Annotated in this window: 20 protein-coding genes; 11 read left to right on the forward strand and 9 right to left on the reverse strand. The window is 43.0% G+C overall.

What is annotated here, in order from left to right; all coding sequences use genetic code 11:
- The first annotated feature begins 116 nt into the window (after positions 1-116).
- Positions 117-950 carry an alpha/beta fold hydrolase gene (locus tag DT065_RS14915; protein ID WP_114374721.1) on the forward strand — a complete coding sequence of 278 codons (834 nt, stop codon included), beginning with the start codon at positions 117-119 and terminating at the stop codon, positions 948-950.
- A gap of 38 nt (positions 951-988) precedes the next feature.
- On the opposite strand, the gene DT065_RS14920 is transcribed toward DT065_RS14915, so the two are convergent.
- Positions 989-1,696 (reverse strand): nucleotidyltransferase domain-containing protein, encoded by a 708-nt coding sequence (locus DT065_RS14920; protein ID WP_114374723.1) that lies wholly within the window; start codon positions 1,694-1,696, stop codon positions 989-991.
- Positions 1,697-1,809: 113 nt separating this feature from the next.
- On the opposite strand from DT065_RS14920, the gene DT065_RS14925 reads away from it, so the two are divergent.
- Positions 1,810-2,514: a phosphatase PAP2 family protein gene (locus DT065_RS14925; RefSeq protein WP_160112578.1), complete on the forward strand. Its 705-nt coding sequence runs from the start codon at positions 1,810-1,812 to the stop codon at positions 2,512-2,514.
- A 119-nt stretch (positions 2,515-2,633) separates the two neighbouring features.
- Here the strand turns inward: DT065_RS14925 and DT065_RS14930 are convergent, their stop codons facing one another.
- Together DT065_RS14930 and DT065_RS14935 are read right to left on the reverse strand one after the other, a co-directional pair.
- Positions 2,634-4,310 (reverse strand): formate--tetrahydrofolate ligase, encoded by a 1,677-nt coding sequence (locus DT065_RS14930; protein ID WP_114374726.1) that lies wholly within the window; start codon positions 4,308-4,310, stop codon positions 2,634-2,636.
- Between the two features lie 133 nt (positions 4,311-4,443).
- Positions 4,444-5,691: an MFS transporter gene (locus DT065_RS14935; protein WP_114374728.1), complete on the reverse strand. Its 1,248-nt coding sequence runs from the start codon at positions 5,689-5,691 to the stop codon at positions 4,444-4,446.
- 241 nt (positions 5,692-5,932) lie between these two features.
- Between DT065_RS14935 and DT065_RS14940 the strand changes: the two genes are divergently transcribed.
- From DT065_RS14940 to DT065_RS18995, 9 genes are all read left to right on the forward strand, one after another.
- A complete protein-coding gene (locus DT065_RS14940) occupies positions 5,933-6,277 on the forward strand; it encodes a DUF4870 domain-containing protein (protein WP_114374730.1) in 345 nt (114 codons plus the stop codon).
- A gap of 19 nt (positions 6,278-6,296) precedes the next feature.
- Positions 6,297-6,557 carry a hypothetical protein gene (locus tag DT065_RS14945; protein WP_114374732.1) on the forward strand — a complete coding sequence of 87 codons (261 nt, stop codon included), beginning with the start codon at positions 6,297-6,299 and terminating at the stop codon, positions 6,555-6,557.
- A 71-nt stretch (positions 6,558-6,628) separates the two neighbouring features.
- The gene (locus DT065_RS14950; RefSeq protein WP_160112579.1) at positions 6,629-6,925 is read left to right on the forward strand and encodes a hypothetical protein; all 297 of its coding nucleotides are present in this window, start codon (positions 6,629-6,631) and stop codon (positions 6,923-6,925) included.
- Positions 6,926-6,999: 74 nt separating this feature from the next.
- Positions 7,000-8,592: a long-chain-fatty-acid--CoA ligase gene (locus DT065_RS14955; RefSeq protein WP_114374736.1), complete on the forward strand. Its 1,593-nt coding sequence runs from the start codon at positions 7,000-7,002 to the stop codon at positions 8,590-8,592.
- A 323-nt stretch (positions 8,593-8,915) separates the two neighbouring features.
- Positions 8,916-9,371: an Rpn/YhgA-type helix-turn-helix domain-containing protein gene (locus DT065_RS14960; protein WP_160112580.1), complete on the forward strand. Its 456-nt coding sequence runs from the start codon at positions 8,916-8,918 to the stop codon at positions 9,369-9,371.
- Between the two features lie 168 nt (positions 9,372-9,539).
- Positions 9,540-9,974: a universal stress protein gene (locus tag DT065_RS14965; RefSeq protein WP_160112581.1), complete on the forward strand. Its 435-nt coding sequence runs from the start codon at positions 9,540-9,542 to the stop codon at positions 9,972-9,974.
- Positions 9,975-10,088: 114 nt separating this feature from the next.
- Entirely contained in the window at positions 10,089-10,499 is a 411-nt protein-coding gene (locus DT065_RS14970; RefSeq protein ID WP_114374742.1) for a (deoxy)nucleoside triphosphate pyrophosphohydrolase, read from the forward strand.
- A gap of 4 nt (positions 10,500-10,503) precedes the next feature.
- Positions 10,504-13,659, forward strand: a complete 3,156-nt coding sequence (locus DT065_RS14975; protein ID WP_227002631.1) for a DEAD/DEAH box helicase — start codon at positions 10,504-10,506, stop codon at positions 13,657-13,659.
- 73 nt (positions 13,660-13,732) lie between these two features.
- On the forward strand, positions 13,733-13,891 hold the full coding sequence (locus DT065_RS18995; protein WP_160112582.1) for a hypothetical protein: 159 nt from the start codon (positions 13,733-13,735) through the stop codon (positions 13,889-13,891).
- Positions 13,892-15,024: 1,133 nt separating this feature from the next.
- Here the strand turns inward: DT065_RS18995 and htpG are convergent.
- The 6 genes from htpG to DT065_RS15005 all read right to left on the reverse strand — a co-directional run bounded on the left by htpG (position 15,025) and on the right by DT065_RS15005 (position 21,209).
- Positions 15,025-16,899, reverse strand: coding sequence for a molecular chaperone HtpG (gene htpG, locus DT065_RS14980; protein ID WP_114374744.1), 1,875 nt, complete (start codon positions 16,897-16,899; stop codon positions 15,025-15,027).
- Positions 16,900-17,022: 123 nt separating this feature from the next.
- A complete protein-coding gene (locus tag DT065_RS14985) occupies positions 17,023-18,084 on the reverse strand; it encodes an acyl-CoA dehydrogenase family protein (protein WP_114374746.1) in 1,062 nt (353 codons plus the stop codon).
- A gap of 29 nt (positions 18,085-18,113) precedes the next feature.
- Complete coding sequence (locus DT065_RS14990) at positions 18,114-18,638, reverse strand: DUF4242 domain-containing protein (protein ID WP_114374748.1); 525 nt, start codon at positions 18,636-18,638, stop codon at positions 18,114-18,116.
- A 70-nt stretch (positions 18,639-18,708) separates the two neighbouring features.
- The gene (locus DT065_RS14995) at positions 18,709-19,470 is read right to left on the reverse strand and encodes an ABC transporter permease (RefSeq protein WP_114374750.1); all 762 of its coding nucleotides are present in this window, start codon (positions 19,468-19,470) and stop codon (positions 18,709-18,711) included.
- A gap of 10 nt (positions 19,471-19,480) precedes the next feature.
- Positions 19,481-20,404: an ABC transporter substrate-binding protein gene (locus tag DT065_RS15000; RefSeq protein ID WP_114374752.1), complete on the reverse strand. Its 924-nt coding sequence runs from the start codon at positions 20,402-20,404 to the stop codon at positions 19,481-19,483.
- A gap of 19 nt (positions 20,405-20,423) precedes the next feature.
- The gene (locus tag DT065_RS15005) at positions 20,424-21,209 is read right to left on the reverse strand and encodes an ABC transporter ATP-binding protein (protein WP_114374754.1); all 786 of its coding nucleotides are present in this window, start codon (positions 21,207-21,209) and stop codon (positions 20,424-20,426) included.
- Positions 21,210-21,287 lie beyond the last annotated feature (78 nt).

Here is a 21,287-nt window from a genome sequence, read left to right on the forward strand (position 1 = left end):
CTAATATAATAATAAAAATTATAAATATTATGTTTTTTATGATAGAATGAAAATGAATAAAGGTTCCGTTTAATCGTTCGGAGGTGAAAGAGATAGAAATAGATGTAAAGAAACATATGGTAAAAGTTAATGATCTTTCCTTCAATGTTGTTGAAAAAGGGACAGGACCGGCAGTTTTGTTATTGCACGGGTTTCCGGACTCGTGGTATGTATGGCGCCATCAAATTCCGACATTGGCAGATGCCGGTTTCCGTGTGATTGCCCCGGATCAACGCGGGTTTGGTGCCTCTGATAAGCCCGAGGAACCGGGTGACTATCTCATGCCGACGTTGGTCAATGATGTGATGGGCATCATCGATGCATTAGGCGAAAAACGGGTCCATGTTATTGGCCACGACTGGGGCGCCATGGTTGGTTGGATGCTTGCCGGCATCTATCCTAAGCGAGTGGAACGTTTTGTTGCATTATCTCTTGGGCATCCAACAAAATTTACCGAGTTTTCGGTCGAACAACTTGAGAAATCTTGGTATATTTTTCTTTTTCAATTTAAAGACGCGGCAGAAAAAATGTTAACGAAAAACGACTGGGCATTATTTAGGAAATGGACGCGTCATCATGAAGAAACGGAAAAACAGAAAAACGAGCTTTCACGCCCTGGAGCATTAAGAGCAGGATTAAATTGGTACCGGGCAAATTTGGCGCCGGAAACTTTGCCGGCAATGCCCTTACAAGTGCCGGATATCACGGTACCAACCATGGGGGTTTGGAGCGATGGAGACGCGTTATTGACAGAGGGCCAGATGAAGCAATCGTATGAACATATAACAGGCCCCTGGAGATATGACAAAGTTGACCACGCCAGTCACTGGCTACAATTGGATCAACCGGAAACGATCAATCAAATCCTTATTGATTATTTAAAGAAAACGCTTTTTGAACACGAACGATAAAAAAGCTAATAGGCTGTTGCAATAGCAACAGCCTATTATTAATACAAATAATCCTTATACCCTTTAAACAATCGCCCGCCGTTTTGTTCCAGTATGTCTTCGATCAATGAGCAAAGAGGCTTGCTGTTCCTCGTTTTCATATAAGTGTCGAAAGCGTCCAAATAGTTTTCACAAAAGATTTGATCAAAATCAAGCAGGGCGCGATACATCCATTTTCCTTCGCCGATCCAACGGTGGTTGCTTTGTAGTACAAACCTGGGGATCAGATCGAACAATTTATAGGCGGAAAACAATTTTTCTTTTTCGTTTCGGTCACCGTTTAAATCATCCAGTAAGGTTGTGATCATAAATCGCATCTGGCGTTGCTGTTTGGCTGGCCATTTCAACGGCCCTTTACGCAAACATTCTCTCGCCGTCTTTTGAATATCCGTCGGTGATGGATCGCCCTTTAGAATGATGCCCTCCGCACAAAGCCGTGGAACGGTGGGAATTCCGTCCATCCGACTCATATCAAAAGCAAAGAAAAGCGTCTTTTCCTGAAAAACAAAAGCCTCGATGTCCCAATGACAATAAAAAAAACATTCCCGGTAGGACGTTGATTCGGTTTCATCCATAATGACAATATCCAAATCGGACTGTTCGGTAATGGTTTTTTGCGCAGCACTCCCGCCTAAAATGGCTGCTTTACAGCGTGGGAAAAATTGTTCAATGAAATGGTGCGCAACTTTTTCTGGTGTCATTTTCATCCTGCATATCCTCCCAGCGATACATGATGTATAATCATAAGCCTATGCAAGATGGTAAATTGTGGTGTACATGTGGTATATTCAAAGCTCCTAAAAATAAGGATTGTAGGTCTGTGTGGCGAAGTATTCCGATCCTTTTATTGATTTCTATTTCTTCAACTGTGATGTTTACCTTGATTGCGATTAGCGCGAACCAATATACAGCCTCTTTCATTGATACAGAGATTAGTAATTGGTTTTCTGTTGTTGAAAATGTTTTTCCCCAAGTGATGTCGTGGATATCGTTTTTTGGTTCCGGAGAAGTGCTCATGATTTTGACTGCCCTTTTGATGCTATGGCTAAGTTTGAAAAAGAAGGCTTATGCGCAAACCCTTTTCGTTGCAGTAGTAATGGGCGGAGGCGTTTTGTTAAACCTAGGCTTGAAATTTTTGTTTCAGCGAGGCCGCCCGGAGGACAGCAGTTATTTTGAGGTTTTTGGTTATACGTTTGAATGGGTTTCTTATAGTTTCCCTAGTGGTCATGCAATGCGAGCTTTTTTATTTTGGGCATTGATCATTCATTTGATTTGGCTCTATGTTCGTCATACTCGTACGAAAATCATCTTCTCGCTGTTGTTTGTTTTGTTGATTTTGTTTATAGGCAGCAGTCGTGTGCTATTGGATGCACACTTTCCAACGGATATTCTCGCCGCTTTTGCGATTTCACTGGCCTGGCTCACCTTATGTCTGGCAGGCTTTCGGATTTATTATGAAAAACGTTTACGAAAAGAACAAAGGGAAAACTTGAAGATGAGGGAAAATCTATGTGGACGAAGCTGACCCCCGGTGCTTCCAGCGATAGGGGTTTCATGTTTGGGGACGTTGAAAAAAAGTAAACCATCGACTATTCATCTCTTGGCAGAGAGGTGTGAATGGCGATGGTCCAACATTTCTAATCATTAAGACAGACCGGTAATGTTTCCTTCTTCATTGATATCAATCTTTTCCGCTGAGGGTCTTTTTGGGAGGCCGGGCATGGTCAGGATGGTCCCGGTTAGCACGACAATAAATCCTGCTCCTGCTGATACGCTTACCCCTCTTATTGTAATATCAAAATCAGTGGGTCGGCCTGTTTTCGTTTGATCATCGGAAAAGGAATATTGGGTTTTGGCCATGCAAACGGGTAGGTGGCCGAATCCTACAGATTCTAATCGATCAATTTCTTTTTTTGCTGCTGGTGTAAGCTCAATTCCCTTCCCGCCGTATACGTTTTGAACTAATTTTTTGATCTTGCCTGTAATGGGGTCATTTAAATCATAAGCATATGTGGACTGATTGTCTTGGTCAGCCAAATGAACAACTTCTTTCGCGAATGCTTCTCCCCCTGCGCCCCCGTTTGCCCACACGTCGGAATGTACGACATTCACGCCTAATTCCTTGCATCTGTCTACGATTAATTGAAGTTCCGCATCTGTATCGGTTGGGAATTTATTTATCGCTACCAAGGTAGGAAGACCGAAGACATTTTGCATATTTTCCAGATGTTTCAATAGATTTGGCAATCCTTTTTCAAGGGCATCCAGGTTTTCTCCCGTTAATTGATTTTTCGAAACGCCACCATGCATCTTTAATGCTCGAATGGTTGCTACGACGACTGATGCAGAAGGTTTTATATCCGTAGAACGGGCTTTAATGCCCATAAATTTTTCCGCCCCTAAATCCGCGCCAAACCCGGCTTCCGTAACAACATAATCCGCAGATGTTAACGCTAATTTTGTCGCGGCAACACTGTTACAACCATGGGCGATATTGGCAAAAGGGCCGCCATGAACAAATGCCGGTGTGTGCTCAAGCGTTTGGACAAAATTGGGCTTCATTGCATCTTTGAGCAATGCCGCCATCGCTCCTTGTGCATGAAGTTCGCCTGCAGTGACAGGCTGATCGTCGTATGTATAGCCAATAATGATGTTTTTGAGTTTTTCTTTTAGCTCGTCGATATCATTGGATAAACAAAAGATGGCCATAATTTCTGAGGCAACCGTTATCTGAAATCCATCTTCTCGAGGGACCCCGTTAGCTTTTCCATTTAATCCATTGACGATAGACCGAAGTTGCCGATCATTCATATCAACGGTGCGTTTCCAAGCAATTTTACGGGGATCAATGTTTAATTCATTTCCATGATGAATATGGTTATCAACCATGGCAGCCAGTAGGTTATTAGCGGCACCGATGGCATGAAAATCACCCGTAAAATGAAGATTAATGTCTTCCATTGGAACCACTTGTGCATAACCTCCGCCTGCTGCTCCGCCTTTCATTCCAAACACTGGCCCTAATGATGGCTCCCTTAATGCGATTGCTGTCTTTTTGCCTATTTTTTGGAGGGCATCGCCCAGCCCGGCTACGATCGTTGTTTTTCCTTCACCAGCCGGTGTCGGCGTCATAGCTGTGACGAGGATTAATTTTCCATGCGTTTGGGGTTCTGCGTCTTCCATTTTATGTACATCTACTTTTGCTTTGTAATCCCCATATAATTCAAGCGCATGACGTTCTATGCCGATTTTATTCGCGATCTGGTCGATCGGCAGCATGTCAGCTTCCTGCGCGATTTCCACATCTGATTTATTGCTCATTTTTACCCCCCTAAACTATTTCTCAATTTCAGTATACTAAGATTGACGGCAATTGTAATTGTTTATAAAAAAATAATGAAAAAGTGTGAAGTTATTCCGTGGTCACCATGACGAGGCTCTGAAAAGCCCCCTTTTAATCAGCACCTTCTTCATGGATCCTCTCCAAACGTTGATCAGACGGCAGGAAGACGGTGAGAATTCCAAGTAATGGGAGGGCGCCGATGAAGATCATCGTATTGGTGATGCCGGCCATATCCATTAAGGCTCCGAGACCGATGGAACCGACCGCCCCCATTCCAAACGCCAACCCTACGATCAGCCCTGAAGACATGCCAATGCGTCCCGGAAATAAATCCTGGGCGTAGATGACCGAAACGGCGAAACTAGAAATGATAATGAAGCCGATGAGGGCCAATAACGGATAAAGCATAAATAATGGAACATGCGGGAGAATCATCGTGAGCGGTGCTGCCCCCAAAAAGGACATCATGATCACATTGCGTTTTCCGAACCGATCCGCGAGTGGCCCGCCACAGAAAGTGCCAACTGCGCCAGCAGCCAAAAAAATAAACAGATAAATTTGCGCTTCCTGAATCGTTAATCCATAGTTTTCAATCAAATGAAAAGCATAAAAATTTGTCATCCCTGCTTGAAACCATGAACGGGCGAAAACGAGAAACACGAGCAGAATAATAGAAAAAATGAACAATTTTCGTGCCGGTTGCTTCCTTCGTGTTTGCGTCCGAGGTATTTTCCCGTTTTTTTTCTTGGCGATCACCGGTTTTTGCTGTGCATACCAGCGGGCAATGTAGACCAATAATCCAATTGCAACAGCAGCCACGATCGTGAACCAAAGCGCGCCGATCTGTCCGAGGGGAACGAGCAGAAGCGCGGTAATGACCGGTGCCAACGCTTGCCCGCCATTGCCGCCAACCTGATAAATCGATTGAGCGAGCCCACGGCGCCCGCCTGCCGCCATGTTCGCAACTCGCGATCCTTCAGGATGAAATGTTGCTGAACCGATGCCGATCAAAATGACGGAAGCAACGATAAACCAAAAAGAGGGCGCGATCGCGAGCCCGATGACACCGACAAACGTAAAACATAGTCCGATCGGCAATGCATAGGGCGATGGCCTTTGATCGGTATACCAACCGACAAGCGGTTGGGCTAGCGAAGCTGTTGCGTTCAAGGCAAAGGCAACGATCCCCAGTTGCGTAAAGGTTAACCCCATAGAGGACTCCAATATGGGGAACATTGCAGGAACAACTGCCTGAATCGAATCATTTAGTAAATGCACAAAACCAATCACGATAAGAATGCGATACATCGTTGGTTCAGGTAGCGCTGCCGGTCGGGTCGCGCTCGTTTTCATTTCCATCATAGATCACCATTTAACAATAAAAAAGAAATACTCATTTAATCATGGCATAGGAATAGGAGGAATACAAATATTGTGATGGGGTTTTCCCAATCCTAAACAGGCTTGTTTTTGTCGAAATAATGAAGATTGTAATTGACTTTAAGACTAAAACGTGTAATTTTAATAACAGTGTTTATTGAATGAAGAGGAACAACGTGGGCTTCGTCTATAATGTTATGAACAAAAAAGGAGGGAATTCATGGAGGCAACGAAGGAACAACGAAATTATGCGATGTTTTGTCATCTGATTGCACTATCCGGTTTACTTATACCACTGGGGACCATTCTCGGTCCATTGATATTGTGGCTGATCAAAAGAGAAGAATCGACGTTTATCGATTTTCACGGTAAACAAGCACTTAACTTCAATATTTCTATTATGATTTATATGATTGTATCCGGTTTACTCACTATTATTATTATAGGAATTTTATTTGTGTTGGTTGTCTTTGTACTGTGGCTGGTTTTTGCCATTATGGCCACCGTTAAAGCATCCAATGGAGAAACATACCGGTATCCACTAAGCATCCCTTTTTTAAGGTGAAAAAATGAGGTGTATAACGATGGAAAATCAAACGGCTGTCGAAAATAAACCGGCCAATAGTGGCATGGCAATTGCTGCCTTCGTACTGGGGCTTGTAAACTTAATATTTTGGTTCATTCCACTTTTTGGCTTCCCGATTGGCATTGTCGCGATCATTTTGGGTGCGCTAAGTCTAAAAGCCGCGAATCGATGGGCAGCAATTACAGGTATCGTGGTTGGGGCGATTACACTTATCTTAACGATTATTAACGCGATTCTTGGGGCTTTAATGTTTATGTGAAAAATCAATTCCCATCATTTTCGATGGGAATTTTCTTCGATGAGCAATGGAAGTGAGAGGAGATGGTGGAATTGGAACAAGAAAAACAAATCGAAATTCGAAAATTAACGATTCCAAGTATTTTAAAGGCGACGAGCTATTTCTTGGTGATCCCGATTGCTTTGTTCGGGATATTCACGATTTTCTGGTCTTTATTTTTATTGATCCTGGAAGGTCCCGTTGGACTCGTAGGTTTGCCGATTTTTCTAGTTGGAGTCATTTTATATGGAGCTCTTTATCTCGGGATTATGGCGCTTGTCACGCTTATCTATAATTTGTTCGCGGGGAAATTTGGGGGAGTGGTCATGACGATTCGTGATCGTGATTAATTTTTATGTTAATTCTCTATTTTTCTAAAAGTGATATGTTATGATAGATGAAAATGGTAAAAGGAGTGCATAAAATGTTAGCTTCCCTTACCCCTTTAGATTGGAAACGGAGGGCAATCAAGTATTACCCGGAAAAAATCGCTGTCATTGATGAAGAAAAACAGTTTACTTACAAGGAATTCGGGGAGCGCTCCGATCGGCTTTCTGTCGCCTTGGATGAAGCGGGTGTCCAAAAGGGGGACCACGTCGCCGTCATGATTCCGAATACCCACTATATGCTCGAGAGCTTTTATGGCATTTGCCAGTTGGGAGCGGCAATGGTGCCTCTGAACTATCGCTTATCCGCGGAAGATCTGGAGTATATCATGAATCATAGCGATGCAAAAATGCTAATCGTTGATGAAGCTTTCACCGAGCCGATCGAGGAAATTAGGGAGAAGCTATCGTTGGAAAAAATCATTATCGTCTCCGTGGAAGGGCACTCAAGCTCTTTAGATGGAATCGATTATGAGGAATTTATCCGGACTGTTCCTTCAGATGCCGCGCCTCCTGAAGTGGACATCGATGAAAACCAGCTTCTCACCTTGAATTACACGAGTGGGACGACGTCCAAACCGAAAGGAGTCATGCTTACCCATCGTGCTAATTACATGAATGCCGCCAATTTTATGTATCATCTAAACGTTCGCCATGATGATATCTACTTGCACACGTTGCCGATGTTCCACGCCAACGGCTGGGGCGGTGTATGGGCGATAACAGCAGCGGGCGCTACCCATGTGTGTTTGCGAAAAGTTGATCCCCCGCACATTCTCGATTTGTTCGAAAATAAAAATATATCTCTGTTGTGCGGTGCTCCGACGGTCATCAATATGCTTGTCAATGATCCAAAAGCAAAAGAAACAGAAATCGCTACAAAGCCGAGGATGGCAACAGCAGGTGCACCTCCGGCTGCAGCTCTTATCCAGAAGGCTCAAGACGTTTTAGGATTGGATATGATACATGTTTATGGTTTAACGGAAACCTCTCCTTTCATCCTTTATTGTGAATGGAAAAAAGAATTCGAGGATAAACCGGCAGATGAACAAGCGGCTATAAAGGCTAGGCAGGGGATTGAACTGGCGTTTAACGGGGAGACAAAAGTAGTTCGGGATGACGGTGAAGAAGTAAATTGGGACGGAAATGAATTGGGGGAGATCGTCACCCGTGGCAACGTGGTTATGAAAGGATATTACAAGGCTCCGGAAAAGACGGATGAAGCGATTCGCGCTGGTTGGTACCATACCGGTGATTTAGCGGTTACTCATCCGGATGGATTTATTGAAATCCGTGACCGGGCAAAAGATTTAATTATTTCCGGCGGAGAAAATATTTCATCAACAGAAGTGGAAGGCTTACTGTTTAAACATCCGGATATCATGGACGTGGCAGTCATTGCGATCCCGGATGAAAAATGGGGGGAGATTCCGAAAGCCGTCGTCGTCCGACACTCGAATGCCGAAATCACCGAGGAAACGTTAATTGAGTTTTGCCGCGCAAACCTCGCCCATTTCAAAGCGCCGAAAGTCGTCGAGTTTGTGGAAAGCTTGCCGAAAACCGCAACCGGAAAACTACAAAAATTCCGCTTAAGAGAAGAGCATTGGCAAGGCGCGAAGAAGGTAAACTAGGGTTTGCGATGAGCCTTTTCCCAAAACGGGGAGAAGGCTTATTTTGCTTTAACGAAAATTAGACAGGAACATTCGTTCCTTGAGATCCGATGTGCTATTATCATTGAAAAAAGGATGTGGTAAAATAAGGACAAACGCGATGCCCATACTTGTTCAAGAAGAACCTGCCCCGTATTTGGAATGACCAAAAGATTTTTGCCATAGCTCTCCTCACCGATGCCAATCGATCGTTCCACCCCACAGCTTACGAATATCATTTCTACGGGACGACTCTCACCTATGCTTATAATACCTATAAGGTGTGGAATCAGGACGAAGAAAGGTTGCTAAAATCGAACAATCCTTTTGCGCTCGTCGTATTAGCCGGTAAGTACATGTTAAAAAGTGAAAATAACGCCGATGACCGCTATCAATTCAAACGCCAGTTGTTCGATTTGATTCTCCATAACAAAAACTACTCGCAGGAATATACTCAATCGTTGTTATCTTTTGTCGATTATTTGCTGACCGTGCCGGAGGAAATGAACCAAAAGCTGCAAGACGAATTTAACTCAACGGCAGAAGAGGAGGTGAACCTCATGTATAAAAGCTCGTTTCCCGAGCCACCGACGTTAAAACCTTTATTTGATAAGCTGAGAAAGGAAAGAGAAGAAGGAAAAGTGGAGGAAAAGCGGAAAATTGCTGAAGTTATGCTTAAAAATGGCTATTCGGATGAAGAAATTATTAAAATGACGAGCATCACCGAAGATGAGTTGGAGGAAATCAAGAATCAGATTTAACAGTTTTAGGAAAGCAATAAAGAACAGCAACCGTGCGACTTAGAGCAGAGCTCCTGCCTCCTACAAGTTGGACGGTTTTTTGAGCCGCGTCAGCATCGCGGGTGCCTCTTTCTTTTCGATTGGATTGTTAAAATAAAAGGTATATAGTTAATAAGGGAGATGATAAAGATGTATCAAAAAATTCTAGTCGCTGTAGATGGGTCTGTCCAGTCGGAACAAGCACTGGACAAGGCAATAAAATTGGCAAAACTTCATGATGCTTCACTCACACTCGCGCATGTCATCGATCTTCGCAATTTCTCGACACAAGAGTTTACCCCTCAATCGTTATATGACGACGCAGAAAAGAAAGCAACGAAAATGCTGGAAGAGTACGAAGAAAAAGCCAGACGCGGAGGGATAAAAGAGGTCCAAATAGTATTAAAATCCGGGAACCCGCGCACCCAATTATCAGGAAAATTACTGACTGAAAATAATATTGACCTATTGATGACCGGCTCCACCGGCCGAAATGCCTTCGAACGCATGCTCATCGGTAGCGTCGCCGAAGCCTGCGTAAGACACGCGCCGTGTGATGTGGTTACGGTTAAGGATGGGGTGTGAGAATGAAGTGTTTTAGTTAATTTAACGTGATAGACTAGATATCGCAATACTTTTCATCAAGTGTTCTGTCGCAGTTTATAATTTGAAGAAAGAAGCTAATCGCAGGAGGCTGAAATGAAAAAGAACATACATGTGGTCGGAGCGGTTATTGAAAAAGCTAACAAAATATTATGCGTGCAGAGAGGAGGTAAAAAAACACTCCCGCTAAAATGGGAGTTCCCGGGCGGTAAAATTGAAAAGGGAGAAACGCCGCAACAAGCTCTGTTCCGGGAGATCAATGAAGAAATGAAGTGCAAGGTCGAAATTGGCGGTTATATTGATACGACTGTTTATGAATATGACTTCGGGATTGTCCATTTAAGCACTTATTATTGTAGGATTGTGGAAGGATCCCCTGTTTTAACGGAACACATTGCCATGAAATGGCTCAATAGAGATCAATTGTCATCATTGGACTGGGCACCGGCTGATATCCCCGCGATTGAGAAAATAGAGAGAATGAAAGGGCTAAGTCATAGGAGGTGATCTTTTGTTAAACGAAGGGATATATGAAGAAATCATAACAACAGAAATGAAACAGGCCCTGGTCAAGCTCGAGGAACAAGACTATGAGATTGGCAAGGAACCGCTTGATGTTGAAGAAGCCCGCAAGAAGTTAGCGGCTTATATTTCCGAAATGACCAGAAAGGCTTTATATTACATACGTGATAAACATGATAAAAAAGACGACCATGGAGCATTATTAAAGCAGATTCAGGCAAGTAATGCATTAATTAAGAAACTTAGTGAGCTTTTGCCCGAAGAAGATTTTAGACGATTGGCGTTGGATCAGGAAGGCGAGATCCTAACATCTATTTACTCCAAACTAAATAACGTTCGCAGTATAAAAAATGAAAACCCTGTTCGTCCAGTGACGCCTATTTCTGAAAGCTCGTTGTTTACTGGTTCAAAGGCTGAACCCAATATGATAAACGAGCTGCGGAATGAAATTCTATCCTCTGATCAAATAGACATGCTCGTATCCTTTATAAAATGGAGCGGTATACGTGGCATCATGCCTGAGTTAAGAGAATTTACTGAGAAAGGCGGCAAGCTACGGATCATCACAACTTCCTATATGCAGGCAACGGATTACAAAGCGGTTTCGGAATTGAGTCAATTACCGAATACAGAGGTTAAAATATCCTATGATGTTGAGCGGACAAGGCTTCATGCTAAGGCTTACATATTTAAACGAGATACGAATTTCAGCACAGCTTATATTGGGTCATCGAATTTGTCTAATCCGGCGCTCACTTCAGGTTTGGAATGGAACGTTAAAATAACGGAAAAAGATTCATTTGACGTAATGCGTAAGGTAGATGCTACCTTCGAAACCTATTGGAATAATGAAGAATTTGAAACGTTTCATTACGATCAAGACAACGACCATAGGTTTTTAAGAGCGAATCTAAGTAAACAAAAGCACGATGAACAACCAATCCATTTCTCCTTTGAAATAAAGCCATACTATTTTCAAAAAGAGATACTTGAAAACCTAGACGTTGAACGTAAAGTCCACGGTAAATATAACAATCTATTAGTAGCTGCGACTGGTGTAGGAAAAACGGTTATTTCGGCATTTGATTACAAGCGTTTTGTACAAGAAAATGGGCAGCCGCAAAGATTATTATTTATTGCCCATCGTGAGGAAATTTTAAAGCAAAGCCTCGATACATTTAGGGCGATTTTACAGGACTTAAATTTTGGAGATTTACTAGTCGGTGCAAATCAACCAAATAGTATTGAACATTTATTTATCAGTATCCAAAGCTTCAATAGCCGAAAGTTACATGAATATACGTCTCCTGATTATTATGACTTTATCATTGTTGATGAGTTTCATCATGCCGCAGCAAGCTCATACCAGAAACTCCTTCAATATTACCAGCCGAAAGTTCTGCTCGGTTTAACGGCAACGCCGGAGCGTATGGATGGAAAAAGTGTCCTGCCTTACTTCGATGATCGGATTGCCGCAGAAATGCGGTTAACGGAAGCCGTTGACCAGAAACTTTTAAGCCCGTTTCAGTATTTCTGTATAACAGACAGTGTTGATTTATCCCAAGTTACCTGGCGGACCCATGGGTATGATGTACGAGAACTAGAAAACATCTATACCAGTGATACGATGCGTGCACAACAAATTTTAAAAAGTGTAGAGGCGTATGTCACTGATTTAGATGATGTGAAGGGTTTAGGCTTTTGTGTCGGTGTTAAGCATGCCCAGTTTATGGCTGACTTTTTTACCCAACGAGGTGTATCTTCGATTGCTTTACACGGTGGCTCCAATAAAGAAACAAGAGAAAATGCCAAAAAGGAATTAGAATCCGGCTCACTTACATTTATATTTGTCGCAGATTTATATAATGAAGGCGTTGATATACCGTCGGTTAATACGACACTGTTTTTGCGTCCAACAGAAAGTCTAACAGTGTTTTTACAACAACTAGGGCGAGGGCTGCGGTTACATGACGGAAAAGAATGCTTAACGGTGTTGGACTTTATTGGGCAGGCACATAAAAATTATAATTTTGAAGATAAATTCCGCGCGCTTGTTGGAAAAACAAAGCATTCGATCAAGCATTATGTAGAGAATGGCTTCAGCTCATTGCCTCGAGGTTCTTTTATCGTGATGGAAAAACAAGCGAAGGATTATGTTTTACGGAATATTAAACAATTGAGCAATCGACGCAGTCATCTGATCCAAAAATTAAAGGATTTTCATTTTAATTCCAATCAGTCATTAACCTTAAACAACTTTTTAACTTATTATCAATTGTCCATCTATGATTTTTATGGGAGAAGTGGCGACCGCTCATTTAGTCGAATGTTAGTTGAGGCTGGTTTAAATGAGGATTTCCATTTTACAGATGAGAAAATGATTACCAGACGTCTGCCGAACTTATTTCATTTAGATTCTCAGAGGCTTTTGGATTTTTATTTGCGCTATTTGAATGACTTCGTTGTGAGGGATGAAGAAGAACAAATGATGGCCAATATGTTTTATTATTCATTTTATAGTAGCCCGCCTAAAGACGAAGGATTCGAGTCGATAGAAACAGGGATCAGACATATTGTAAGTGCTCCCGACATAAACAGAGAAATCCTGCAAATAATGGATTATAACCGCCAACATTTATCTGAGATGGAATTTATGCATGATATGGATTACCCAGCACCATTACGAGTTCACGCTAATTATAATATCAACCAGATCATGGCGGGAATGGGCCACTATAACGAGGATAAAGCACCGGCTTTTCGCGAGGGTGTTAAACATTTCCAATATAAAAAGACAGATGCGTTTTTCATAACATTAAACAAATCGGAAAAAGACTTCTCGCCATCGACGTTATATGAAGATTATGCAATGAACGAGCAGTTATTTCATTGGCAAAGCCAGAGTACTGTGACTCCCTCCAGTAAAACGGCCAAACGGTATATTAATCATAGGGAAAATAATCATCACATTATGTTATTTGTTCGTGAGTATAAAAAGTTAAATGGCTATACATCCCCTTATATATTTCTGGGGACGGCTGATTACGTTCAGCATTCGGGAAGTAAACCAATTGATTTTGTATGGCGTCTAAGACGTGAAATGCCGCCAATGTTTGTGTCAAAAGCAAATAAAAACGTGTTGTAAATAGTGAAAATGTTTTGCTCTCTGCTGTTTTTTTGGGCTTTTATGGAGCTTGTTAAGTTGGGAGTTAAAAAATATGGCCTTCGTTTTAGTCGTGGCAAGCGGTGTCGGAAATGTTCATTTTGAACAAATTGTAAAAGCGGCTGTCCCAATGGTGATCGTCATGATTCTGTGTCTCATTTTAGTCGCTGGCATCCCGGCTCTTTTCATGTTCCTTCCGGATATTTTTGAATAAAAGCAGTAGCGGCGAAATTTACTTCGATTTTCGCCGCCATTTCAATTCGATCCCATATCCGGTTGTTTGCTGAATCGCTTCTTCAACAATCCATTCAATCGTATGTTCTTTGGAGCTGTGCCGACGTTTATTCACCGGCAGGCATTCAACCTCGGTCATGCAAGTCACGTTGAGACTACCGGACGCGCTCGCCGCGTGGTATTAATAAGAGGTAGCGTTGGAGTGGCGTTACCTAGTGGTCTGTTTCCGAAGTTCTTTCCCTTGGTCAGCCTACAATCAGCAAGGTGATAGGCTACCCTTCAAGAAACGGCAGCACGATTCCTGTCCCCCTAAGAATGAGGTGCTTGCCTTTTGGGGAACAACAACAGGTTTGTTGTCCCTCTGGTCATCGTTTTCCCTCTGCTTGAGGGACGGGATCGCATTTGTCGTCCCTCTCGGAGGAGAGTACTCAGTATGAATGATGTTAATCGAAGAATATATGGCTGACAATATACGGGTTCAATAACTGAAGAACAATAGAACAAAATTCTCAGGGGTAGCGTTCACCTCGTAAACCTTCGTGTCTGTGGCGGTTCGTCTCGTTGCTAACGGACAGAGGGGAGGTGATCCTCTATTACTGTTTTTGAAGCCTTGATGCTCTGTGTAGCTGTGTCTACACTGGTTTATTACGTGACATCAGATGCTAATAAAAAACGAAAGTAGCTACCCCTGAGATTGGACCCTCTGGGTAACTACTTCATACAACAATGTGTGAACGCTTATCCCTGAAGGATACGCTTTATTGTAATGGAAGACCGTCGGTGTTAGCAGCACCTTCGGTCTTTTTTAGCGTATGTGTTTCTTATTTACAGTATACATAAATGTTCTTCTGATGGCAAGTTAGTGGCTTTGGGTTTTCGGTATTTCACTTTCAGCGTGCAAATTTCAACTCGATCCTATATCCGGTTGTTTGCTGAATTGCTTCTTCTATGCGCTTTGCTTCTTTCGGATTGGTTTTTTCGGTTGGTTAAAAATGAATGGTAATACGGAAGGGGAATATCAGGATTTACTGCTTGCCAGTGAAAGCAGCATGGATTTTTATGGAATGATGCTTGAACAGAAAAACCCCCGGGACGCCACCCGGGGACTCATCTTCAAACCATCACCTTGCACATATCATTCGTAAACTCGACGGGGTCCTCCACCGGCAAGCCTTCAATCAGCAGTGCTTGGTTGTATAGCAAGTTGGTATACAGTTTCAATTTGTCTTTGTCATTATCGTACGCGTCTTGTAGGGATTTGAACACGTCATGGTTAACGTTGATTTCAAGGACTTTGTCGGCATTGATGCCCTGGTTGTTGGGCATGCTTTGCAGGACTTTTTCCATTTCAATCGATATTTCACCGTCTGACGCCAAGACGACGGGGTGGGATTTCAGTCTTTTAGATGCTCTGACGTCTGTTACCTTGTCAGCGATCGCTTCTTTCATGGCGGCAAAGACTTCTTTGTTTTCTTTTTCCTCTTCTTCCGTATTGTCATCTTCGTTTTCAATATCGAGGTCGCTGCTTGAGACGGACTTGAATTCTTTTTCTTTATAGTTCATGAGCATTTTGATCGCGAATTCATCGACCTCTTCGGTGAAGTATAGGATTTCATATCCTTTGTCCGCGACCAATTCAGTTTGCGGAAGCTTGTCGATTTTGTCATAGTTGTCGCCGCTTGCATAGTAGATGTACGTTTGGTCTTCAGGCATGCGAGATACATATTCGTCTAGCGTCACCAATTTCTTCTCGGTGGAAGAATAGAACATTAATAAATCTTGCAGATCGTCTTTGTTCATGCCGAAGTCATTGTACACACCGAATTTGAGCTGCCTGCCAAACGCTTTGTAAAATTTCTCATAGTTCTCGCGGTCGTTGTTAAGCATCGTTTTCAGGTTGCTTTTTATTTTGTTCTTGATATTTTTCGCGATCGTTTTTAACTGCCGATCGTGTTGCAGCATTTCCCTGGAAATATTAAGCGATAGGTCTTCGGAGTCGACCATTCCTTTGACGAAACCGAAATAATCCGGAAGCAAGTCAGCGCTTTTGTTCATGATCAAAACGCCGCTGGAGTACAGCTCCAAACCTTTTTCAAAATCGGCGGTGTAGTAATCGGGCGGTGCGCTTTCCGGAATGAAAAGAATGGCGTCGTAACGGATCGAACCGTCCACATTAATATGAATGTGTTTTAACGGTTTGTCGAAGCCATATCGTTTTTCGGCATAAAAATTCTCGTAGTCTTCATCCGTGAGTTCACTTTTGTTCTTTTTCCAGATCGGCACCATGTTATTGACCGTCTGTTCTTCCTGATACTCTTCGTATTCGTCCTCTTCGTCTTCCTTCGGTTGTTGCACGGTGACATCCATCTTGATTGGGTAGCGAATGAAATCGGAGTATTTTTTAATGACTGTTTTTAATCCTTGTTCTTCAAGAAAATCATCATAATTTTCTTCTTCGCCATTGTCTTTAATCTTCAAAATAATATCGGTGCCGACCGTTTCTTTTTCATACGGTTCGATGGTGTAACCGTCCGTACCTTCGGATTCCCATTTATACGCTTCATTGCTGTCCAAGGCTTTGCTGATGACCGTGACTTGATCAGCGACCATGAAGGAAGAGTAGAAGCCGACGCCAAACTGGCCGATGATATCATGGCCGACTTGCAATTCAGTTTCATTTTTAAATGCCAACGAGCCGCTTTTGGCAATAACCCCGAGGTTGTCTTCCATTTCATCTTTCGTCATGCCGATACCGGTGTCGGAGATTTTGAGCGTTCGGTTCTCTTTGTCAGGCGTCACCTTTATGTAGTATTGGTCATTGTCAAAGGTCAAAGCGTCATCGGTTAATGCCCGGTAATAAATCTTGTCAATGGCGTCGCTCGCGTTTGACATTAATTCTCTTAAAAATATTTCTTTTTGCGAATAGATCGAGTTGATCATCAATTCCAGCAATCGTTTCGATTCAGCTTTAAATTCAGTCTTAGCCATGAAAATGCTCCTTTCAAATAAAGTTAGCACTCAGAGCAACCGAGTGCTAACTTTATTATTTAGCATGTGCCCGCTCCTTGTCAATAGAAGGCTGATCATCGTGCAAATAAAACCCGCCCTCATTTAATACTGGAGGACGGGCTCCTTATTGAGTTCGATCATTTTTTCTAGGTGTCTGATCGTCGGTGTGAGATTGATGAGGAAATACGCTTCACGCAGTCGGCGTGATGGGGCACTGTTGTGCATATAGCCGGGTCCGCCGACGTGTACCATTGCAGTATGTGCAGCATTTATGGCTTCATAAGCAGCGTCTCTTCGAATCGGGAGCAAATCATTCCATTCCAGGCTTTTTTGATCTTTAAACAATTGCTCTAATGAGTGTTGCATTTTTTCCAATGGTTTTTCTAGATCCTCTGATTGGATCGGCAAGTAGTCATTGCACCCGCCTTGTTTTTTCTTCGCCATGTCGATGGAACGTAGGGACGCTTGGATAACACCAAAACCGAGGGGGATTTGATAGACGAGAAAGTAAGGACGAACGCTGCTGATGAACGCATCAGCGTCTTCGGCCAGAACTTGGTCATCAGGTATAAAGAGTTGATCTAATCGACATGCATAAGTGGCACTGCCGTTAAGACCCAGGTACGCTTTTTTTTCTTTTCGATCAATGTCTTCATCATTGCAGTTGATAAAAACCATGATACGTTTGTCGTCATGGACCTTGGCAACTGCACCAAACCAATGCCCATCTCTGAGATTGGACACTGCAGGCAATGTTCCCGATAGCATATAACCGCCGTGAACGCTTTCTGCATCCAAGTGAATGGGTTCTAAATCAGCGTAATGCTTCATGGGATTGGAAAGCCCGGTTCCTGCTATCGTATGCCCCTGTTCAAGTTCGGGCAAAAGACGTGATTGAAATGCCTTATTACTTGTATGGCGTACGTACGTTAACGCTGCTAAATGGCACCAAACATTGAAGCCTGTTGTCATACAAAATTTGGATATTTCCTCGACAACTTTGACTTCCCGGCGCACCGTCTCTTCATAAGGGAGCAGCCCAGAGTGGAAGTAGCCATGATCACCCAATAATTGTAAAATTTCCTTTGGATAATAAGCATCCGTGTCAATCTTATTGACGATTGGCTTCAAGTTTTCTTTTAACAATTCATTTAAGGCTTCCATGGCCGTCTCCCCCTTGAGCAAAATACGTTTTAGTTACGCGAAACTTTTGTAATCGAATCGACCGGTGTTTTCACAGCTTCTCTCGCCCGTTTGACCGCATCTTCATCGGGCGCATCATAGAAGCAGACACATTTTGTCATGTCTTCGGTTACGTATGTTCTTTCGAAATCAACTTCGGGCACTTCCGCATAATGAACGGAATTTTTCTTTTTACGTTCCAAGTACGCGTCCATGGTTAAGTCTTCAGGAAAATTCCATTCAACGAGGTAGTTTACTTTCCCTTTTTCTTGTTTCGCTTGTTCAAGGTCTTGGCCGACAATGCGAACTTCTTTTGCCAGCGTCACGGATAGGTTTTCGCTTTCAAGTGCTTTTTTAGGAGCTTCTTCATCGTTGCTTTCGAAGATGAAAAATGCTTTATTGAATTCACTCGACACTTGGACTTCAATGAGTTCTGATTGGTCAACATTTTTTTCAACCGATGCCACTTTGTCTTCAAATGCTGTTTTCGTTCTGTTTTCGCTATCTATACTCGCTTCCACTAAAAATAATGCCATCTATTCTCACTCCTTTATCATTATTCTAATATATAATGTAAAATAAATCAATTTAGTCGGGAATAAACGTTTATTGATAGCCCCATTGTTTCCCGACCCATTTTTCAAACAAGCCGATGCACTTATCCAGCATCAATCCAAGAATGCCGATGGAGAAAATACCCGCGAGTACCAAGTCGAAATCGAGCATGTTTCTTGAATCAATGATGAGATAACCTAGCCCGGACTGGGCACCTACCATTTCGCCCGAGACGAGGAAAATCCAGGCGGTTCCCACGGCGATATGCAATCCGTTGGCGATACCAGGGAATGCTGCCGGGAAAATAATTTTATACATCAATTGCGGCTGTTTGATTTCCAGGTTCTCGGCAAGTTTTAAATAGGTTGTGTCGACATTTTTTACTGCTCGTACGGTTGAAAGTAAGACAGGAAAAAAAGCAGCGATGAAAATAATCACAATGGCCGGTGCATTGCCGATGCCAAACCAAAGGACGATAAAAGGTGCCCAAGCGACTGGTGCGACGGGACGTAATACTTGGACAATTGGTTCTGTGATGGCCCATAGTTTTTGGGCGCGACCAAGAATGAGTCCAAGTAGGACGGCGATGATGATTGCGCTGCCATATCCGCTGATAAACCGGAAGAGGCTGATTTGCACGTGTTCAAAAAGGGTGCCGTCTTCAATGAGCGAGATAAAGCCGTTCCCAACACTTAAAGGGGAAGGGAGGAGTGCTTCTTCGTAGTCCCCGATCCAAATGATAAGTTGCCATACGGTGATCAGAAGGAGGAAGCTGATAAAGATATTTATCGTTTTTTTTCTTAATTGCTTCATTATGTCTTCACTACATTTCTTCCATGAAAGATGGATCTACGAATTCTTCATACGTTGGAGGGTCTTCCGACAAGTTTAGGTCTACGAGACGTTCTCGAAGGTATTCAAAATCGTCACGGTTAATGTCAAGATTGTCATAGGAAATCCAATCCAAGGATAATTCCAAGGCTTCTTCATCGATATCCATATAGCTCTGGTGGATAGCAAAACTTCCCTCGCTGTCCTCGTCTGCGCGCTGACCGGCGTCAACATAAGCGTTCATAAATCGACTCGCAAGTTCAGACTTCTCGTCAAGGAATTCTTCACGAAGGACGAGCGCGCAGCATAAACAGTTCGGCCAAAATTCATGGGATTGATGGAGGACGTGCCCTGTGCCAAGCGTGACACCGAGTGCACCGAAAGGTTCGGCCACGACATAACTTTCGATTCGCCCTTCCCCAAGGGCTGCTGGCATTTCAGCAGGGGGCATCTCGACCACATTAACGTCTCCGTATGACATGCCCTCTGATTGCAACATTTCATCAAGAAGAATGTTATGGGTAGAAAGGGTATGCGGAATAGCCACGGTCTCTCCTGCCAAATCTTCAGCAGATTCAATATCATGACCGGCAATAATGGCGTTTCCATCCTCATGCCCTAAGGCGGTTGCTTTTACGTCAATGCCTTGTTCGTTGGCTTTCATAGCGAGTTGAAATAGCACCGATGCGCCATCGATCCGTCCGCTGTTGAGGGCATCCATGAGATCGATCCAGTCCCCGAATTGCACTAGCTCCATTTCTGCGCTATCCAGATGCTCATCTTCCAAGAAATAAAGAGGAGAAGCGTGGGTGATAGGCAGGTAGCCGATTTTGATCACGTCGTCCTCAACGGGCTCGCGATGCCCGCAACCAGCAATAATGATCGCTGTTATTAAAAATAAAATGATTCGTTTCATTTGCGGCTCCGTTCCATCACTAAATGTGATAATCCAATTGATTCTCAGATTGACCAAATTGAAAGGCATCAAAAATTGTCTTGCGGAAGTATTGAAAATCCCCGTGGCTTCGATCTCGCGGCTTCGGCATTTCAACATTTACAGACCGCTTGATTCGCCCGGGATTTGAATCCAGGATAATCACCCGATCGGATAAATAGACAGCTTCATCGATATCATGAGTGACCAATACAATCGTTGATTGTTCCTGTTCATGAATACGTAATAACTCGTCTTGTAAATGATAACGATTGAACGTATCCAATGCTGCAAAAGGTTCATCCATGAGAATGATTTCAGGCTTGATGGCCAAAGCTCTGGCAATGGCCACGCGCTGCTGCATGCCTCCTGAAAGTTGAGTCGGGAACTGCTCCTTGCTTTTCTCCAAGCCAACAAGCTTGATATAGGCTAAGGCGCGATCACGCCGTTCTTCAGCGGAAAGGTCTTCGTTTTCAATCCCGAGTTCAACATTTTTTTGAACCGTTCGCCATGGAAGAAGATTGTAATGTTGGAAAAGCATAATGGCTTGCCGTCCAGGTTTCTTGACCGGTTTGCCGCCTATAAGCAGACGGCCGTTTGATGGTGATTGAAATCCCCCAATCATATTGAGCAGCGTGCTTTTTCCGCATCCGCTTTCACCAAGAATAGAAACAAAGTCGCCTTGGTTTATTTTCAAAGAGATGTCGTCAAGCACTTTCCCGGATTTTGTGAAGCTCTTCTCGATCTGATCCAACTCCACAAGTGTTGATACATTCGTTTCACTCATTGGTTAAACACCCTCGAATCATATAAAATCCTATGAGATTAATTAGTATAATTGATTTTATTATACTTGTTATGAAAA

Origin of the sequence: Salicibibacter kimchii (assembly GCF_003336365.1) — a bacterium.
GTDB lineage: Bacteria > Bacillota > Bacilli > Bacillales > Marinococcaceae > Salicibibacter > Salicibibacter kimchii.